General features: G+C 68.4%; 16 protein-coding genes. 14 read left to right on the top strand and 2 right to left on the bottom strand.

What is annotated here, in order from left to right; genetic code table 11:
- The first annotated feature begins 285 nt into the window (after window positions 1-285).
- Entirely contained in the window at window positions 286-831 is a 546-nt protein-coding gene (locus tag ACYVK5_RS03265) for a GNAT family N-acetyltransferase (protein ID WP_460701860.1), read from the top strand.
- A 178-nt stretch (window positions 832-1,009) separates the two neighbouring features.
- Here ACYVK5_RS03265 and ACYVK5_RS03270 read toward each other — a convergent pair whose 3' ends face one another.
- The gene (locus ACYVK5_RS03270) at window positions 1,010-1,633 is read right to left on the bottom strand and encodes a TetR/AcrR family transcriptional regulator (RefSeq protein ID WP_460701861.1); all 624 of its coding nucleotides are present in this window, start codon (window positions 1,631-1,633) and stop codon (window positions 1,010-1,012) included.
- Window positions 1,634-1,833: 200 nt separating this feature from the next.
- On the opposite strand from ACYVK5_RS03270, the gene ACYVK5_RS03275 reads away from it, so the two are divergent.
- From ACYVK5_RS03275 to ACYVK5_RS03315, 9 genes are all read left to right on the top strand, one after another.
- Window positions 1,834-2,427 carry a DUF6230 family protein gene (locus ACYVK5_RS03275; protein ID WP_460701862.1) on the top strand — a complete coding sequence of 198 codons (594 nt, stop codon included), beginning with the start codon at window positions 1,834-1,836 and terminating at the stop codon, window positions 2,425-2,427.
- Window positions 2,418-4,109, top strand: a complete 1,692-nt coding sequence (locus ACYVK5_RS03280; protein WP_460701863.1) for a DUF6114 domain-containing protein — start codon at window positions 2,418-2,420, stop codon at window positions 4,107-4,109. Before ACYVK5_RS03275 ends, ACYVK5_RS03280 begins: the two co-directional genes overlap by 10 nt.
- Window positions 4,110-4,322: 213 nt before the next feature.
- Window positions 4,323-5,852 (top strand): isochorismate synthase, encoded by a 1,530-nt coding sequence (locus ACYVK5_RS03285; RefSeq protein ID WP_460701864.1) that lies wholly within the window; start codon window positions 4,323-4,325, stop codon window positions 5,850-5,852.
- 135 nt (window positions 5,853-5,987) lie between these two features.
- On the top strand, window positions 5,988-6,683 hold the full coding sequence (locus ACYVK5_RS03290) for a demethylmenaquinone methyltransferase (protein WP_460701865.1): 696 nt from the start codon (window positions 5,988-5,990) through the stop codon (window positions 6,681-6,683).
- Window positions 6,684-6,866: 183 nt separating this feature from the next.
- Entirely contained in the window at window positions 6,867-9,332 is a 2,466-nt protein-coding gene (hsdR, locus tag ACYVK5_RS03295; protein WP_460701866.1) for an EcoAI/FtnUII family type I restriction enzme subunit R, read from the top strand.
- 64 nt (window positions 9,333-9,396) lie between these two features.
- Window positions 9,397-9,987 (top strand): type IV toxin-antitoxin system AbiEi family antitoxin domain-containing protein, encoded by a 591-nt coding sequence (locus ACYVK5_RS03300; protein WP_460701867.1) that lies wholly within the window; start codon window positions 9,397-9,399, stop codon window positions 9,985-9,987.
- The gene (locus ACYVK5_RS03305) at window positions 9,984-10,859 is read left to right on the top strand and encodes a nucleotidyl transferase AbiEii/AbiGii toxin family protein (protein WP_460701868.1); all 876 of its coding nucleotides are present in this window, start codon (window positions 9,984-9,986) and stop codon (window positions 10,857-10,859) included. Before ACYVK5_RS03300 ends, ACYVK5_RS03305 begins: the two co-directional genes overlap by 4 nt.
- Window positions 10,856-12,352 (top strand): class I SAM-dependent DNA methyltransferase, encoded by a 1,497-nt coding sequence (locus tag ACYVK5_RS03310; protein ID WP_460701869.1) that lies wholly within the window; start codon window positions 10,856-10,858, stop codon window positions 12,350-12,352. The genes ACYVK5_RS03305 and ACYVK5_RS03310 overlap by 4 nt, the downstream gene beginning before the upstream one ends.
- A 2-nt stretch (window positions 12,353-12,354) precedes the next feature.
- Window positions 12,355-13,485 carry a restriction endonuclease subunit S gene (locus ACYVK5_RS03315; protein WP_460702949.1) on the top strand — a complete coding sequence of 377 codons (1,131 nt, stop codon included), beginning with the start codon at window positions 12,355-12,357 and terminating at the stop codon, window positions 13,483-13,485.
- Window positions 13,486-13,636: 151 nt separating this feature from the next.
- Here ACYVK5_RS03315 and ACYVK5_RS03320 read toward each other — a convergent pair whose 3' ends face one another.
- Window positions 13,637-14,983: a hypothetical protein gene (locus ACYVK5_RS03320; RefSeq protein WP_460701870.1), complete on the bottom strand. Its 1,347-nt coding sequence runs from the start codon at window positions 14,981-14,983 to the stop codon at window positions 13,637-13,639.
- A gap of 255 nt (window positions 14,984-15,238) precedes the next feature.
- Here ACYVK5_RS03320 and ACYVK5_RS03325 point away from each other — a divergent pair, with 255 nt between their 5' ends.
- The 4 genes from ACYVK5_RS03325 (at window position 15,239) to fxlM (ending at window position 18,807) form a co-directional block, all read left to right on the top strand.
- The gene (locus tag ACYVK5_RS03325; protein ID WP_460701871.1) at window positions 15,239-15,685 is read left to right on the top strand and encodes a hypothetical protein; all 447 of its coding nucleotides are present in this window, start codon (window positions 15,239-15,241) and stop codon (window positions 15,683-15,685) included.
- Window positions 15,682-16,662, top strand: a complete 981-nt coding sequence (locus ACYVK5_RS03330) for an HAD family hydrolase (RefSeq protein WP_460701872.1) — start codon at window positions 15,682-15,684, stop codon at window positions 16,660-16,662. The genes ACYVK5_RS03325 and ACYVK5_RS03330 overlap by 4 nt, the downstream gene beginning before the upstream one ends.
- Before the next feature lie 334 nt (window positions 16,663-16,996).
- On the top strand, window positions 16,997-17,473 hold the full coding sequence (locus ACYVK5_RS03335; RefSeq protein ID WP_460701873.1) for a helix-turn-helix transcriptional regulator: 477 nt from the start codon (window positions 16,997-16,999) through the stop codon (window positions 17,471-17,473).
- A 92-nt stretch (window positions 17,474-17,565) separates the two neighbouring features.
- Window positions 17,566-18,807, top strand: coding sequence for a methyltransferase, FxLD system (gene fxlM / locus ACYVK5_RS03340; protein WP_460701874.1), 1,242 nt, complete (start codon window positions 17,566-17,568; stop codon window positions 18,805-18,807).
- The last annotated feature ends 1 nt before the right edge of the window (window position 18,808 follow it).

Consider the following 18,808-nt stretch of genomic DNA (forward strand, 5'->3'; position numbering starts at 1 on the left):
GCTGCCGAACCGCATGGTGAATCGTGCCAAATCGAGATTGGCACGATTCACCATGCGGTTCGGCAGCGGCCGGCGCGCCCGGGTTGCGGTTCGAGGGGGCGGCAGGGCCCGGGGTTGCGGTTCGGCGGCGGTCGGTGGGCAGGACGCGCCGCTACCCCGAGGGGTGTGGTGTCTTCAGGATGCCGCGGAAGGTACCCAAGGGGTCGCAAAGGGGCAAAGGTGTCTTTAGGGAATTACCACTAGTGTGCATAGTGAATAGCCCGATTAAGTACTACCTTGATGCGCGTGATTGGGACCTACGACGTGGTGCGGACGCGAGGCCGATCAGATGCTGCCCACGACATTCTCGGCGAACTTCCCGAATGGTTCGGCCTCGAGAAGTTCACGGACGAATACGAGGACGCGGCCCGGAAATTTCCCAACTACCTCGCCGTGAATGCCCACTTCACGGGCGACGGCGTCCGCGTGGACGCCCCGAGCGACAGCTTCGCGGAAGGCGCGCTCGACGGCTCCCGGATACCCGTCGCCGACGTGACGGGCATCCTGCTCCTCGACCCGCGCTACGACAGCACGGCAGAGGTCCACCTGCTCGCCGTTCGGCGCAAGTACCACCGCACGGGAATCGGGCGGGCCCTCCTGCGTCGCGCCGAGGACGACATGCGCGCCCGGGGCGTCCGCCTGCTCACCGTCAAGACCTTCGGGCCGTCACGACCGGACCCGGGCTACGACCGGACGCGGGCCTTCTACGAGGCGGTCGGCTTTCTCCCGGTCGAGGAGTTCCCGGACATGTGGGTCGAGAACCCGTGCCTGCTGATGGCCAAGGTGCTCTGAAACCACCCCGGTGCCCGACGCCGTGCGGGTAGTGGCGCGGTCGGTCCGGTGTCGAGTGGTCGGTCGGATGTCGAGCGATCGGTCCCTCAAGCGGCCGACCGCACGGACATCGGACCGACCACTCGACATCAGACCGACCGACCGCGCCGCCGGCCCGCGGCCGGCGGCGGTCCATCCGTTAGGTCGTCGCCGTCAGCGGTCCCGCGTCGAGCTGCGCACCCGTCGCGCTGACCACGCCGAACATGCTGCTCTCCAGGTAGGCGATGAGATCGGCGGCGGGGATGTCGGTGTTGAGGCCGCCGTCGACCAGCGCCTGCTCCGCCAGCGCCACCCAGGACCGCAGCGCCATGCGCAGCATCGGGGTGTCCTCGACGCCCATCTCGGTGACGGCGACGACCGCGCGTTCGGTCTGCTCGCGCCGCGCGCTCTCGATGAGCTCCCGTACCTCCTCGTCGCCGCTCGCCGCGCCCCGCACCAGCGAGTAGAACGTGGGCCCGTGCTCGCGGACATAGGTCACGAGCCGCTCGAGGGTGTCGTGCAGGCGGTCGAGCGGGGGAAGGTCCGGCCGGGGTTCGCTCGCGTGCAGCATCGAGTCCCGCGCGCGCAGCACGATCTCGTGGTGCAGCCCGTTCTTCGAGCCGAAGTAGTAGTAGACGAGGCCCGTCGAGACCTCGGCTTCGGCGGCGATCTCCTCGACGGTGACCTCGGACAGCGGACGGTTCGCCAGGGTGGCCACACCGAGGGCCACGAGCTGGTCCCTGCGTTCCTCCGGGCGGAGTCGGGTTCTGCGGCTGCTTGCCATGTTGCGAGCATATCCACCAACCTGTGCGCCGCCTGGGTGAATCGTCCCGGCTTGGGGCTGCTGAGCCCCGGTATCACGCGCCGAAGGGCGTCTCCCGATCGCTTACCACGATCGAGACAATTGACTGCCACTCAGTAGTCGGCTACGGTCTCGCTCGACGACGAAGGAGTCGCCTCGATCTGTGTCCAAAGGGGAAACACATGAAGCTCAGCAACCTGACGAAGTCGCGCAAGGGGCGTGTGGCCCTCGCCGCGATCCCGGTGGCAGCGGCCGCCAGCCTGCTCCTCGGTGGCGTGGCCCAGGGTGCGGTGCCGGTCTCGTTCGCCATCGCCGGCGGTCAGTTCAAGATCGCCGCCGACAAACTGGAGGGCGTGGGGTTCTCGCAGTACGCCGGCCAGGCGACGGCGTCCGACGGCACGCAGCACCCCGCCGCCATCGCGAACATCAAGGACGCCAAGCTCTACAACCTCTGCCAGACCGTCGTGGAGGAGACGCCGCTCGGCAAGGTCGGCATCAAGATCACGGCCGGCGACGGCGACGAGCCCGCCAAGGCCACCGACCTCCAGATCGGCATGACGGACCTCTCCGGCACCGCGACCTTCCGCGACATCCGCATCGGCGTGGACGCGTCGACGGTGAACACGGCGAGCAAGGGCGACCAGGGCGACTTCGCCATGGACTCCGACGCCATCAACATCGACGGCCTCCAGCAGGTCTCGTGGAGCACCCAGGCGGCCGTGTTCCAGCTGACCGACCTGAAGCTCACGCTCACGGACGGCGAGGAGTGCTTCTGAACCCGGGGGATGGTCAGGCCGGCGCCGGCCGCCCCGGGCTGAGGGGCAGGCTGGCCGCCGCGCGACGGGCGTTCGGCCCGTGGCGCAAGCAGCGCCCGTTCGTCGGGGGCGTGCTCGTGATCCTGGCCGGCCTGGAACTCCTGCTGTCCGGCCCGATCGACGTCGGCGGGCTCGCCGACACGTTCGGCGTCGACGGCGTGCCCGACCTGCAACTCTCGGTCGGTATCGAGGGGTTCCAGGCGACCATCCTGCCTATCGCTCTGATCCTGCTGGGCGTGCTGTCCATGGTGCAGCCCGTCCACCGGATCTTCTACGGGGTCCTCATCCTCGTCATCTCGGTCTACACGCTCTCCGGCGTGAATCTCGGCGGCTGGGTCGTCGGGTTCCTGCTCGGCGCGATCGGCGGCATCGTCGTCGTCTCGTGGTCGCCGTCGGACGGCGCGTCCGCAGGAGAGCGCTCGGACGGCACGTCCGCCGGAGCAGGCGACGGCATCTTCGAGGTATCCGACGACGGTGCGCCCGACGACGGTGCGCCCGGCGTCGGCCCGGGAGATCCCGAGAGGCTCCGGCCTGCTGAGGACGGCATGTCCGACGGCGGCCGGGGTGAGACCGGGAAGCTCCAGCCTGCTGACGGCCGTGTGTCCGACGTCGGTCCGGGTGAGCCGGAGGGGCTCCGGCCTGCTGACGGCAGTGTGTCCGACGGCGGCCCGGGTGAGCCCGGAAAGCTCCTCCCGGCCGACAACGGCGGGCGCACCCTGCACGCCAAGTCGGCGGTCGTCGTGCTGGCGGGCGCACTCGTGCTGGGCGGTGTGCAGCCGACGGCGCTGCGCACGGCCGACGACGACTGCTGGGACCCCATCGACTGGATCCCGATCATCACGTGCGACGAGGAGGACGGTGACGCAGATCCGTCCGAGTCCCCGTCGGCCTCCCCGAGTGCCACCGAGTCCGACGACCCGATCGGCGACGTCGTCGACGACGTGACCGACGGCGTCGGCGACGCGGTCGACGGCGTCACGGGCGGCTCGGAGGACGACGACTCCGAGGGGTCCGGGGACGGCGGCACCGCGTCCGACGATTCGGACGAGGCGGCTGCCGAGCTCTTCTCGACCGACGAGTCCGAGAAGGGGCTCTCGATCGGCTACGTCTGCGACGGCGAGAAGCGGAACGTCACCCTGCCGATGATCCCGGCGGGCCAGGACAACAGGAACACCTTCTCGCTGCCGGCCGACCTGCGGACGAAGGATCTCGAGATCAGCGGGATCAAGTCCATCGCGCTCGTCTCCGTTCCCGTGACGCACGAGGTCGAGCGGCGTGACGCGCTCCGGATCGTCGCCGACCACGTCAGGGTCCCGGGCTTCTGGCTCAAGACCTACGCGTACGACACCGACGCCGCGGGCGCCCCGGTCGCGGCCGGGACCGACACGAGCGCGGGCTACGTCTCCATGGACGGCGACGCGACGATGTACATCTCGGGGATCAACCTCGGCTGCCCCGACTTCGAGGGCATCGCCGACGAGCCGCCGGAGTCGATCATCGCGTGGTTGCTCGCCCTGTCGGGCGCGCAGATCGACCTGCTGGGCGCCACGAGCGACGTGCAGGTCTGGTCGAACTTCCGCGAGCAGGTCTGGGGCGACGACCTCCACCCGATCGGCGAGGGCCCGGAGGCGGGCGACCCGTAGGCCATCCGGCCGGCCGCCTGCGCGTGGCCGCGGGTGCCGGTGCGTGGTCGTGGGTTTGGCGTGTGGTCGTGCAAGTGATTGACCGACCATGCGCCAAACCCCCGACCACACCGCGCCGCACCAGCAGCATGCGTGCCGGCCCGCCCCGGCCGCGTCTGTGATCTCCGTTGCAGGCTGTGGGTCGGCCCGCGGAACCGACCTATTCTGGGAACGATGACCGTCACCGCACCCCCGCTCGCGCCGCCGCGCCTCGTGGTACGCACCTCTCGTACCGAGGACCTGCCGGCCGACCTCACGGCCCTCGTCGACCTCCTGCCCGACGCCCGCCCGCTCGCGTGGGTGAAGCACGGCGACGGCATCGTCGGCTGGGGCGAGGCGCTGCGGTTCGAGACGTTCGGTCCCGGCCGGTTCGCCGACGCCGAGCACGCCTGGCACCAGGTCCTGGTGGGCGCGTCCGTGCACGACGACGTCGGCCTGCCCGGAACCGGCCCCATCGCATTCGGATCGTTCGCGTTCGACGACGTCGTCCCCGGCGACGAGGCGGAGGACCCCACGCGCGCGAGCGGAGCCCTCATCGTGCCGCGTGTCGTGGCGGGCCGCCGTGACGGCGTGTGCTGGACGACGACGATCGAACTGGTGGGCGACCGGGCCGCGCCCGCTCCCGAGTTGCTGCCCGACGCCTACCCTCGCACTCCGGTCACGGCGCCCGGCCGCGTGAGCTACGCCGAAGGATCCGTGTCCCCGGAGGACTGGAAGGCCGTCGTCGCGGAGGGCGTCGCGCGGATCAGGACACACGAGCTCGACAAGGTGGTGCTGGCGCGCGACGTCGCCGCCACCGCCGAGAGTCCCGTAGACCCGCGCCACCTGCTGCGGCGTCTGGCCGGCGCGTACGAGGCGTGCTGGACGTTCAGCGTGGACGGGCTGGTCGGCGCGACGCCGGAGTTGCTGGTACGTAGCGAGAAGGGCATGGTCACGTCCCGCGTGCTGGCGGGCACGATCCCGCGTGCCGAGAGCCGGGACCACGGGCCCGGCGACGACGAGGAGTCGGACCGCCTCATCGCGGCGCGCCTCGCCCGCTCGTCCAAGGACCTGGAGGAGCACCAGTACGCGGCGCGCTCCGTGGCCGCCGCGCTGGCGCCGTTCTGCTCGTCCATGGACGTGCCGGAGGTGCCGTTCGTGCTGCACCTGCCGAACGTCATGCACCTGGCCACCGACGTGACGGCGGTGCTGGGCCTGCCGGCCGGGTCGCGTGACGGCCACCCGGCCGGTTCGCGCGGTGAGCACCCGGCTGGTTCGCACGACGAGCGTCCGGTCGGTTCGTACGGTGAGCGCCCGGCCGGGTGGCACGACGAGCATGGTGCCCGGCCCGGGCCGTGGGACCCCGAGGCCGGCGGCGCGGCTGATCCGGGCGCACCACGGCCGCCGTCGTCCCTCTCGCTGGCCGCTGCCCTGCACCCGAGCGCCGCCGTGTGCGGCACGCCGACCGTGGCGGCGCGTTCCCTGATCCGCGAGATCGAGGGCATGGACCGGGCGCGCTACGCGGGCCCGGTGGGCTGGGTCGGGGCCGACGGCGACGGCGAGTGGGGCATCGCGCTGCGCTCGGCGGAGATCTCCGAGCGGAACCCGCGCCACGTGCGGCTCTTCGCGGGCTGCGGAATCGTGGCCGCGTCGGACCCGGTGGCGGAGCTGGCGGAGTCGGACGCCAAGCTGGAGCCGATGCGCTACGCACTGGGCGCGGACTGAGCCGCGGCGAAGTGCCGACCACGGCGCCGTCGGGGCGGCGAGCCGCCGCGCCGAAGCCATGACCAGGTTCGGGGACCGGTGTCGGAGCGCTGCCCGGCGGCGAAGTCAGGGGACCGGACGTGGGACGATGACCCCATGTCTCGCGCCAGCCTGGAGAAGCAGCCCGACGAGGTCGCGTCGATGTTCGACGGCATCGCCAAGCGCTACGACCTCACCAACGACCTGATCTCCCTGGGACAGGACCGCCGCTGGCGGAAGCTGGTGCGGGAAGCGGTCGGCGCGAAGCCGGGGGACAGAGTGCTCGACCTCGCGGCCGGGACGGGCGCGTCGAGCGAGCCGTTCGACGCCGACGGCGCACACGTGGTGCCGTCCGACTTCAGCCTCGGCATGCTGCGGGTGGGCAAGGAGCGCCGCCCGGACCTGCCCTTCGTGGCCGGCGACGCGACACGCCTGCCGTTCGCGGACGAGTCCTTCGATGCGGTGACGATCAGCTTCGGGCTGCGGAACGTGGTGGACACCGCGGCAGCGCTGCGCGAGATGCTGCGGGTGACGCGGCCCGGCGGCCGCGTGGTGATCTGCGAGTTCTCCACGCCCACCTGGATGCCGTTCCGGGTGCTGTACCAGGAGTACCTGATGCGGGCCCTGCCCGTGGTCGCCGGCGCGGTCACGCGGGATCGAGGCTCCTACGACTACCTCGCGGAGTCGATCCGCTCCTGGCCCGACCAGGTCGCCCTGGCCCGCCTGATGCTCGACGCGGGCTGGAAGCCGGTCCACTACCGCAACGCGAGCGGCGGCGTCGTCGCCCTCCACCGAGGCACCCGCCCGGAGTGAGTCGTATCGGAGCGCAGGACGCCATCTGTGACCACCTCACAGTACGGCTGTAGCCCCGCCTCGCCGGCTGGAGCCGATCGCTCCGGGGTGAGGCTCGCCACAGGATTCCCGTTTTTTCTCGGCTTGATGGACGAGCGCATATGCTCAGGCGGCAGCCTGATGCCGGCTTGAGGGAGCCTGAGCGTGACGTCTGATCCGAACGAAGCCGAGACCCGCGCCCGGTTCGTCGAGCCCGCACTCCGACGGGCGGGTTGGTCCGAGGACGACTGGGTGGCCGAGTACGAGTTGCAGAACCCGGAGTCCGAGCACGCAGTGCGCGCTGCGAAGGGCGAACTCCGGTACGCGGACTACGTGCTCGAGATCGACGGCGTGCCGATCGCGGTGGTCGAGGCCAAGCGCTTGCGTCGTGGTCCTGGCGACGGCCTTCAGCAGGCGATCGACTACGCGAAGCGCCTCGATGTGCCGTTCGCGCTCTCGACCAACGGGCAGGGGATCGTGCTCTGCGACCTGATCGCCGGCACGGAGCAGGATCTCGCTGAGTTCCCGAGTCGTGACGCCCTGTGGGCATCCTTCCGCGAGAAGCGCGGTCTGGACGAGGCGACGATCCGCACCCTTCAGGTTCCGTTCGACCGGAGGCTCCGCACGAGCGGCGGCCGGCAGGTCCGCACGCCCCGCTATTACCAGCGCGCTGCGATCAACCGCGTGATCTCCGCGATTGGCGCCGGCAATCGTCGGGCACTTCTTCTCATGGCGACCGGCACCGGCAAGACGTTCACCGCGCTGCAACTGATCCACAAGTTGCGGCAGGCGCCTCCGGCGGGGGTGAACGGCTCGCTCCGTGTGCTGTACCTCGCTGACCGGGACATCCTCATCACCGATCCGATGGCCGACTTCCGGACTGTGTTCGGCGAGGCCGTCACGCGGATCACGAAGCGCAACCCCACGCTGAGCCGTGACATCTATTTCGCCACGTATCACGCGCTCGATGGAGACGCCGCTGACCCGGATGCCGAGGTCAACGAGGACGCGGGTACGCCGCCCTCGGTGTTCGAGTCGTACCCGCCGGACTTCTTCGACCTGGTCGTCGTGGACGAGTGTCATAGGGGGAGCGCTGCCAAGGAGTCGCGGTGGCGGTCCATCCTGGATCACTTCTCGCCCGCGATCCAGGTGGGCCTGACGGCCACACCCAAGCGAGACACGAACGTCGATACCTACGACTACTTCGGCAAACCGGTCTACGAGTATTCGCTCGCGGACGGGATCGCGGACGGATATCTCGCCCCGTACCGGGTTCGCCGCGTCATGCTCGACGTCGACGCGTTCGGCTGGGCGGCGTCGCCCGGGCAGGTCGATGTTCACGGGCAACCGATTCCGGACGGCACGTTCACGACACCCGATTTCGAACGGCGGCTGTCGCTGCCGGACCGGACGGACGCGATGGCGCGCCACCTGGTCCGGATCCTCCGAGAGAAGGATGACTCGCGCCCGGCAGAGATCGGCCCATCCCGCGCTGTGGTCTTCTGCGTGAGCGGGGACCATGCCTACGCCATGGCGCGGGCGCTCCGGAACGCCGACCCGGACCGTACCCGGCGCGACCCTGCCTGGGCCGCGACCATCGTCGGAACGGAGCCGGAGAAGGAGCGGCTGCTCGCGGAGCTGACGTCGCCCGAGAGCCCCGTGCCGTCCGCTGCGACGACGATGCGCCTGCTGTCCACGGGTGTGGACATCGAAGATCTCGACTTCGTGGTCCTGTGCCGCCCTGTCGGTTCGATGGTCGAGTTCAAGCAGATCGTCGGACGCGGCACCCGCCTGTATCCACCCAAGGGCAAGCAGTACTTCGAGGTGGTCGACTTCGTTGGAGCCTCGGCCAAGTTCGACGACCCGGAGTTCGACGGTCCTCTGCCCGGACCCCGCAAGGAACGGGTTACCGAGGAAGGCGAGGTGCACGTCGAGGATCCCGGTGAGGACCCGCTCAGTTTCGAGGACGACGGCCAGTCCGGTGCGACGCCCGATGAACCGGACTTCCTCCCGCATGGCAATGGTGAGGATGGCCGACCGGCTGTCCCCCGGCGCATGCTGGTGGTCGACGGTGAGCACGTCGAACTGCTCGGCGAGCAGATCAGGATCATCGATCCGTCGACGGGCCGGCACCGGACCGTCGAACTCGTGTCGTACGCTGGCGAACAGGTCCGCTCACTCTTCCCGACCCTGGATGACTTCGCATCGGCCTGGGCGGATCCTGCCCGACGCCGTGAGCTGACCCACCGGCTTGGCGAGCGCGGGATCGAGTTCGAAGACCTCGCCAGGGTCTCCAAGACTCCCGACGCCGACGCCTTCGACCTGTTGATCCACGCTGCATGGAACCTGCCGCCACGGTCCCGGCGCGAGCGGGTGGAGCGGATCCGCGTCGCCCATGGTGAAGAGATCGATGCGATGTCCGAGACCGCCCGCGGCATCCTGGACGTTCTTCTGGACAGGTACGCGGAGAGCGGTCCGGACGAGTTCTCGATCGGCGCGTTGCACGTGCCGCCGTTGTCTCACAGGGGGACGCCCATGGAGTTGGTGCAGGCGTTCGGCGGTCGCCGTGATCTGGACGCGTTCCTCCGTGAGGTTCAGGCGTGGTTGTACGACTCCTCGCCGTCTACTTGAGTTTCGTGCCGCTGTGGAACGTGTAAGTTGAGCAGAACATGAGTGTCTCGGGTAAACTTGCACCATGGCCGACCGTCGCGACGCACTGCTGCAGGTGCAGGCTGTCGCCTATCGGCAGGCCGGCTACTTCACCGCCGCCCAGGCAGTCGAGGCGGGACTGAGTCACCAGGCGCAGAAGTACCACGTGGACCGCGGCAACTGGCTTCGGGTAGAGCGAGGGATCTTCCGCCTGCGCGACTGGCCGAGTCAGATCGAGGACGTCTACGTCCTGTGGACACTGTGGAGCAGGGGGCAAGGAGTGATCTCGCATGCGAGCGCACTGGCGGTACATGATCTGGGACTTCTGGACCCCGGCGTCATCACCATGACGGTTCCGCCCAGGTTCCGGGCCAAGCATTCGGCTGTGCGCGTATACCAGGCTGATCTTCCGAGCAAGGACATCGAGCAGCGCCAAGGATTCCGCGTGACGACGCCGCTGCGCACTCTCTTCGACCTCGCCGCGAGTGATGCCGGGCAGGAGGCGACGGATGCAGCCGTGGCGGATGCACTCGATCGCGGGCTCGCATCTGCCGGCGCGCTGCGCCGGCGCGCGGACGAGTTCGGCCCGCGCGCCGCGCTCCACATCGAGCGCGCGCTGGCGGGAGTTTCCGCATGAGCCCTCGCTCACCGGAGGCTCTTCGTGCCAGCCTCGACACCCGGCTTCTGCTCCTGGCCCAGGAACAAGGGACGGACGTCAACCGCCTACGCCGACATCTCACGTTCCAGCGCCTCCTGCGCCGCCTGGCGCACGATGGTCGGTGGGTCCTGAAGGGCGGTTACCTCCTCGAAGCGCGCCTGGGATCCCGAGCCCGCGCTACCCGCGACCTCGACCTCACCGCCCAGGAACCGCTCGACGACCTGCGTGACGCGATCGTCGACGCCATGGCCGAGGACATCGACGGCGACGGCTTCGTGTTCCACGTGACTCGAGCCCGCGAGCACCTCGTGGACTCGCAGGAGGCGGGTGGTCCCGGGATGCACCTCTCGATCTCCGCGAACCTGGCAGGTAAGCCGTTCACTCAGATCCGGCTCGACGTTGTCGCCCGTCCCGGAGAAGTTTCGGGTGGCGTCGAGCCCGTCAGGCTTCCGGTCGTCGTCGCCGAGCTCGATTGGGAGCCGGTGGTCGTCCCGGCCGTCGACCTCGCGCAGCACCTGGCGGAGAAGTTCCATGCTCTGACCAAGCTGTTCGCGCACCCGCGACCGTCGACCAGAGTCAAGGATCTCCTCGACATCACCCTCCTCGCCGAAGCGGGACTGGTTGAGGCCGAGCCCCTGGCGCATCGCCTGCTGGCCGTCTTCGGCGCCCGTGATGCGGCCGCTCCGCTACCCGATCTCCCCGATCCGCCCGCGGCATGGACCGAAGAGTACGCGTCGATGGCGTCCGAGCACGACGTCGCGGCAGGCACCCTCCCCGCCGCGCTCGACCTGGCGCGCGGCATCTACGCACGAGCCCTCATCCATCTCCCGACGGAGGAAATCGCCCAGTGAACGCCCGCAAGACGACGACCCGTGACGAGCTCACCACGGTCATCAAGCGCGCTCGGAACATCATGCGCAAGGATCCCGGGCTCAACGGCGACGTCGACCGCATCCCTCAGTTCTCCTGGATGCTCTTCCTCAAGGCGTTCGACGACAAGGAGCGGGAGCACGAACTCACCGACGACGACTTCTCGCCGGTGATCGAGGCGCCCTACCGCTGGCGCGACTGGGCCGGGCCCAAGGCGACAACACGGCGCTCCGGCGACGCGCTCACCACCTTCGTGAACGACAACCTCCTGCCACACCTCGCGGGCCTGCACGGCACGGGGAAGCAGGGCGACGCACGCGACGTGATCGGGATGGTCTTCGCCGACACCCGTAACCGCATGCTCTCCGGCTTCCTGCTCGGCGAGGTCGCCGAACAGATCGACAAGGTCAACTTCAACAGTTCCGACGACCTGCACACCGTCGCACACGTCTACGAGTCCATGCTCAAGGAGATGCGCGACGCCGCCGGCGACGCCGGGGAGTTCTACACACCCCGCCCCGTGGTGCGGTTCATGGTCGGACGCATCGATCCCAAGATCGGCGAGACCGTCATGGACCCCGCCGTCGGCACCGGCGGGTTCCTCGTCGAGTCCTTGGCCCACCAGGAAAAGTCCGTCAAGACGCTGGCCGACAGGCAGCGGCTGCGCGGCGCGCTGCGCGGATTCGAGAAGAAGCCGCTGCCGTTCCTGCTGAGCCAGATGAACCTCCTGCTCCACGGTGCCGAGGCACCCGCGATCCAGCGCGGCAATGCGCTGGCATCGCCGATCGCCGAGCAGCGGGACGACGTCGTCGACGTGGTCCTCACCAACCCACCCTTCGGCGGCGAAGAAGAAACCGAGATCGCCAAGAACTTCCCGCTCAAGATGAGGACCGCCGAGACCTCCTGGCTGTTCCTCCAAGCCGTGATGGCACGCATCGAACGACGCAAGGGCCGTGCAGCCGTCGTCGTGCCCAACTCCGTGCTGTTCGACAAGGGCGTGGGCGGCGCGATCAAGAAGCAGCTCGTCCAGAAGTTCAACCTGCACACCGTCGTCCGACTGCCCAACGGTGTGTTCGCGCCCTACACGCTCATCCCGAGCAACATCCTCTTCTTCGAGGCAGGGAGTCCGACGACGGACGTGTGGTTCTACGAACTACCAACGCCCGAAGGCCGCAAGAACTACACCAAGACCAAGCCGCTGCGGTACGAGGAGTTCGCGGACCTCGAAGCCTGGTGGGGGCCGACTACGGCTGCCGCGCGGGCCGACCGCGTGGAGAACGAGCACGCTTGGAAGGTGTCCGTCGCCGAGATCGTCGAGCGAGGCTACGACCTCGACCTGCGCAACCCTCACGTCGGTGAGGCCCTGGAGAACAAGCCGGTTGTCGAACTACTTGACGAACTTGTCAGCACCGAGGAAGAGATCCTCAAGCTCCTCCGCGAACTCCAGTCCGAGGTGAAGGGTGAGGTCGAGTGAGCATGGAGTGGGTTCGCCTTGGCGATGTAACGGAGATGGTGCGAGCGCCGATCGAACTGGCATCGGGCGAGTCATATCGACGTATTGGAATCTACTCCTGGGCCAAGGGATTTCTTCATCGCCCTGCGGCCGATGCTGAAGAGATGGGGAGCATGCGGTACTTCACGTTTCCCGAAAAGGCGCTCGTCGTCAGCAACATCCAGGCGTGGGAGGGTGCGGTTGCAGTCTCTGGCGAGGCCGAGCGCGGATACGTGTGCTCGAACCGATTTCTCCCGTACGTTCCTTCGCCTGATCTGAATGTGAGGTACTTGTTCCACTATCTTGCCAGTAATGTGGGCCTCGATCTTCTCCGGAAGGCGTCACCCGGCACGACTGTTCGCAATCGCACGTTGTCCCGTGTGGCGTTCGAAAATTCGAAGATCCCGCTCCCGGACCTCCCCACCCAACGCCGCATCGCCGCCCGCCTCGATGCGATCGCTGAGCAACGCCCCGCAGCCTTGGCGAGGGACGGCCTCCGAGCCATTCGAGAATCACTGATCCGCAGGGCGACCGCGGATGCGCCCTCGGAGCGCGTCTCCGATGTTCTGTGCCTTCAGCGCAGGGCCGTCTCTGTAAATCCGGATGAGGTGTATCGCGAGATTGGTGTCCGCTCATTCGGGCGTGGGCTCTTCATCAAGGAGCCGATCACCGGCGCGGAACTTGGGAACAAGCGGGTGTTTCAGATCGAACCGAGCGATCTGGTCGTGAGCAACATCTTCGCTTGGGAGGGCGCCGTCGCGCTGGCGTCGAAGGCTCACGCAGGGATGATTGGTTCTCATCGGTTCATGACCTGGACGACGAGAGGCGAGGACTTGCTGCCCGACTATGCCCTCGCCTACTTCACGTCTGCTCGCGGCGTCGATCAACTTCGTAATGCTTCACCTGGTTCCGCTGGCCGAAACCGCACCTTAGGTATTAAGTCATTTGAACAACTCATGTTCCCGGTGCCGTCGATCGAGGTGCAGCTTGACCTCATCCGCAAGATGGGGATACTCGCCGAACTTGCCTTCCTTGGCGAGCGACGTGATCGGCTTTCTGATGCTCTACTCCCGGCCGCCCGTAATGAGGAGTTCACGCGGCTGATCTCGTCGTGATCTGGCCAGGGTTACGCCGCCGAGCACTGCTCGCGCCGCGACCGCGCTTCATGACAAGCCTGATGCGGCCCGGGAAGCCGGTCCACCACCGCAACACAATGGGGCGGCGTGGTGGTACTCGCCACAGGGGAGTTCCCCGGAGCGAGTCTGGCTACGTGGTGGACGCGACGGCGCGGACGCGCTCGTCCAAGTCGGCCACCAGCCGGTGAGGGCCGAAGGCTTGCATCCGCTTCTGCAGGTCGAGTACGGCTGAGGTCGCGCGGGAGGACTTGACCTGCTTGGCCAGGTTCAGCGTGCGCACGCTGGTCGCGTGGGCCGCCTCCAGGTCGTTGCGCTGCACGTGCGATACGGCGAGGGCCGCGTGTGCCATGGCCCCGCGCCGCGCGCGGTTCTGGCGTCTGGAGTGCTCGATGGATCGGTGGGCGTGCTCGGCGGCGGCCTTGGTGTCTCCGAGGTCTCGGAAGGTGTTGGCGTGCTCGCCGTGAAGGTAGGCGGGATCGATGAAGGCCGCCCACTCTGGTTCGTTCTCCAGGTGGACCTTGGCGCGCATGTTCTCCGATTCGACGACGGCATGCGATGCCGCGGCCTTGTCCCCGAGAAGTGCGAGGGCGCGGGCCTCGAGGCACCACAGGTCGGCAAGGCATGCGGGCGAGTCGGTCCGGGACAGGCCGAGCCTGCCCGCCTGGGCCAGTCGCCGACCCTCGGCCGGGTTGCCCAGCAGGGTGGCCTGGTCCGCCATGCCCGCCAGGACGTGTGACCCGAGAGCAGTGTTCTCGGACTCCTGAGCGAGGCGGAGCGCCTGGATCAGGTAGCGCTGGGCAACACCGTGCTCACCGTTGTCGTAGGCCATCCAGCCCAGCAGGTAGGTCTGCTCCGCGGCTGCCTCGCACAGAGCCCGGCGCACGGGCTCACTGTACGTACGGCGCAGGAGCGGGTAGACGTGCTGGTTCATGTACTCGGCGAGTAGGAGACGCCCAGAGCCGCCGCCCTGCAGCACGTCCATCCGCTGGAACTCGCCGAACATGTTCCGCACGGCGGTCACATCTTCCAGGCGCACTCGCGGCCCTGAGGCCGGCTTCTGATCCAGGACGTTGACCAGCCAGTCGCGTGAAGGCCCCACGCCTGCGAACACGGCGAACGGCGCGCCCGCGAGAAAGGATCGTCGGTCCACGTCAGCCCTCCCGAGATCGGCGACGGCCTCCACCGTAGCGGTGAACGACGGGTTGTAGGCCAACGCGTTCACGTCGACCGGCCCGTCCCCGAACCCCAGGTCGTACGTCGTGACCCGGTAGCCGGCCGCGTCGGAGAAGACCTCGGCCACGATCTCGGGCAGCGGGTGGCGTGGCACCTGGCCTTCGAGCCAGAACCGCACGCGGGTGGTGCTTGTCGCTACCTGGGGTTCGTTCCACTCGACAGCCTTGGCCTTGATCCGTCGGGCGAGTTCGCCACGACTCATCCCCGCTCGCTCCAGCCATGCGGCGAGCTTCTCGTTCTTCATGCCACCCCTCCCTATGGACAGGGCGGTGAAAGCGACACCGTTCGATACCCCGTCGATCGTTCCGCGTGGAGTCTGCCTGGGATTGCCTGGACCACAAGTAGACCACGGCAGAGCGGAGTCCCAAATGACCAGTTCGGCAAATTCCCGGTCGGTACCGATGACCACGGCGACCTGTAGCACCGATCACGCTGTCGTGGTGCCCAGGCTGGAGGTCCCGGTCCGCTCCTCGTTGCGCGAACCGGCCAGGACGACCTGGTGAACGCGCCCGCCCCTGTCGCGGTCGCCTATGTCTCCGCGTCCGACCCTTGCACTCTCGACGCCCAGCGTGAGGCCATCACCGTCTACGTACGGACCGAGGGCTACGCGCTGGCACAGATCGTGACCGACCGCTACGACGGCTTCACGATCAGCCAGATCGCCGAGACCGCACGCCTGCACCAGGCGCGACTCGTGGTCGTACCCGCCTGTACCAGCCTCGCGACCGTGCACGCCCGGCTCACCGACGAGCTCGAACCCACTGGCGCCGTGTGCGTCGTCATCGACCAGACACCTGGCGCGAGAGACGGACCAATGGCGACGTCCCCGCCTGCCACGACTGCCGTCGGCCCGCGAACCGCGACGGCCACGCACCGGCTGACCGATGCGCTCGGACGCCACTCCTTTCAGCACTCGCCCCGCCACGCAGCAAGGACGCACGCATGAACGAAACCAGAATCACCGCCACCACCACTACGATCGACGCCACCGCGGCCGGCGGACTCACCAACGCCTTCGGACTCACCGTAGACACCGGCGGGTCCACCGATGCCGCCGAACGGTTCACCAATGGTGGTGGGACGGCCGATCAGGGGCCGATGCTGATCGCCCTCGACGTGGACGGCACCATCGTGGCAGAGGGCAGCATGGATGTGCCGCCCGTGACCGCTGACGCCGCGCAGGATGTGATCGCCGCCGGGCACCACCTCGTGCTGGCCTCCGGCAGATCCCTGGTCGGCCTGCTGCCCATCGCCGCCGGCCTCGGCCTGACAGCGGGTTGGCTGGTGGCCTCCAACGGGGCGGTCACCGCTCGTCTCACACCCAACACACGGGGCGGGTACGAGATCACCGACAAGCACACCCTTCAGACGGCACCCGTGGTCAGTCTGGTGCGGAAACTCATGCCCGAGACTGCGCTCGCCGTCGAGGACGTCGGCGTCGGTTACCACGTCACCCGCTGGTTCGAGCCTGGCCTACTCAACGGCCGCCAAACCGTCGTCTCCCACGACCGCCTCCCCGCGACCACGCCGCGCCTGGTCCTGCACGCACCCGGCATCACCGACACCCTGCTGCAACAGGTACGCATGCTCGACGTCAGCGCAACCCCTGCGGGCGAGTCCTGGATCGACCTTGGCCCGTCCCTGTTCTCCAAAGGCGCCGCCCTGTACCGCGTCCGGCGACGCCTGGGCGTGCACCCCGACCGCACGCTCGCCGTCGGCGACAACGTCAATGACATCCCAGCCTTCAAATGGGCCGCTACCGCGATAGCCATGGGCGGAGCGTCCGCCGAGGTACAAGCGGCCGCCGACGCCACCACCGGCACCCTCGAACAACACGGCGCCGCCACCATCCTCAACGCCATCACCGCCGGGAGTCTCACCGGACCCCAGCCCGACTACCACTCCACCGCCGTTCGGCCCTGACCTGGAGGGACTCCCCGTGCTCATCGGTGTCTTGATCGTCATCTACATCCTCGTCCTCGCCGCGGCCTGGCTGGTCCGGCTCCGATGGCACTGACCCCAGCACCGCAGCATCCCAGATGACACCCGAGAACTTGCGGCCGTACGTGCACCCCCTGGAAGTCCCTTCCTTCCTGCATCTCCATGTACAGCGCCCGGCCGCAAGCCCGCTACCCCCGGCGGGTAACCCCGTAGCAGGCCAAGGACCAGGCCCTGGACCCCTTGCCTGCTACGGGCGCCTGATGCCGCAACGCCTCGTTCCGTCACACCCCGCACGACTGACCAACGCGGAGGAAGCATGCGCAGCCTGGGAACTGGATCGTTGCACCACGAGATCGTTGAACGTCTGCCCCAGTCCCTGGAGCGGCTGATCGGTGGCCAGCCCGAGACGCGGGCCGTGGTCGTCGTCATCACCCCCGAGACCGCGATGGCGCTTGGCGTCGTCGAGCCTCGGCATGGTGCACAGCCCGACCGGAGAACTCGGGCGTCTCGACGTGCTGAGCTGGCTCGACGTCGGCGGAGCCTGGGGATGACCCAGGAATACGTGGCGGACGAGATCGGCGTGCAGGCGTCCACCGTCGGGCGATGGGAGAGGGGCCTCACTGATCCGACGCCTTGGTCACGTGAGCGTCTGTGTCGCGTCCTGGGCCTCCAGCCTGCCGAACTCGATGGCCTTCTCGACAACGCATGCCCGGAGGTTGTGCGGATACTGCACGTTGTCGGGCCACGAGACGGCGCAGGCACCGGGGACGACACCGCGACGGCGATCGCGTGATTCCCCGCGCGGGATCAGGCATCTTGAAGGCATCTCGCGGAGATCACCGTTCGGCGGGCCAACGTGGGTGGTCGTTCCCGTAGCCTCGACGGGTGGACAAGACGAAGAGCGCCGAGTCGTTGCGGGCCGAGATGCTGGAGCACTTGCACGAGTTCCAGATCGCTCTCGGCGGCGACATCGCAGGTGCCCTGCTCGCGGTTCCCAGGCATGTCTTCGTTCCGGAGGTTCCGCTGGAGCGCGCGTACGGACTCGATCCCGTGGTGACGCATTGGGACGCCGAGGGCGTTCCGATCAGCTCGGCCTCTGCGCCGGGCACGGTGGCCGGGATGCTGGAGCAGGCCGAGGTCGGGCCTGGGCATCGGGTGCTGGAGATCGGGTCGGGTACCGGCTACAACGCCGCGCTGCTGAACCACCTGGTCGGTCCGGACGGTGCGGTTACCACGATCGAGTACGACTCGCAGGTCGCCGACGCGGCCCGCGCCGCGTTGTCGGCCCACGGCGCTGACCGGGTGCGGGTGATCACCGGGGACGGAACTCTCGGCGCGCCGGAGGACGGCCCGTTCGACCGCATCCTGGTCACCGCCGGAGCATGGGACGTCTCCCCGGCCTGGCGTGAGGAGCTCGCACCAGGCGGCCGTCTCGTCCTGCCCCTGCGGCTGCGAGGCTTGACCCGGGTCACCGCGTTCGAGCACTCCGATCACGGGCTGCGAAGCGTGTCGGTGGTCGAGGACGGGTTCATCCCGATGAAGGGCATCGGCGCCGTCGCCGAGCAGAACATCCGGATCGGCTCCGGGCCCGATGTGACTCTGCGCATCGATGACGGGAAGCCGGTCGATGCCGCTGCACTGGCGGACGTCTTGGACAACGAGCCCGAGACGGCTTGGACCGGCGTGGAGGCTCCGTGGGGATGGACGGAGAACCAGGACTTCTGGCTCGCGTCTCTGCCGGGCTTCTGCCGTGTCTTCGTGAACGCGGACGCGGCCATGGAGGGGCGTGTTCCACGCCCGAAGGATCCGTGGGGCTCATGGGGAGTCTTCACCGATGCCTCGCTGGCGTACCTGACCGTGCGGCGTGTCGGCGGTGTCGATGAGATGCCGATGCTCCAGATCGGTGCCTGCGGGTTCGGTCCCGACGGAGCGAGCCTGGCCGAACGGCTTGCCGACAGGGTCACCGCCTGGCAGCAGGACGGCGGCGACTCGATTGACCTGATGATCGATGCCTACCTCAAGGAAGATTCGGCGCGAGACGAGGACGGCGCCCTCGTCGTCATCGACAAGGCGGACCATTCCTTCGTCGTCCGAACCGCTGAGCGAGCAGCGTCCGGAGACGCCTGAC

Source organism: Myceligenerans halotolerans, from assembly GCF_054782975.1.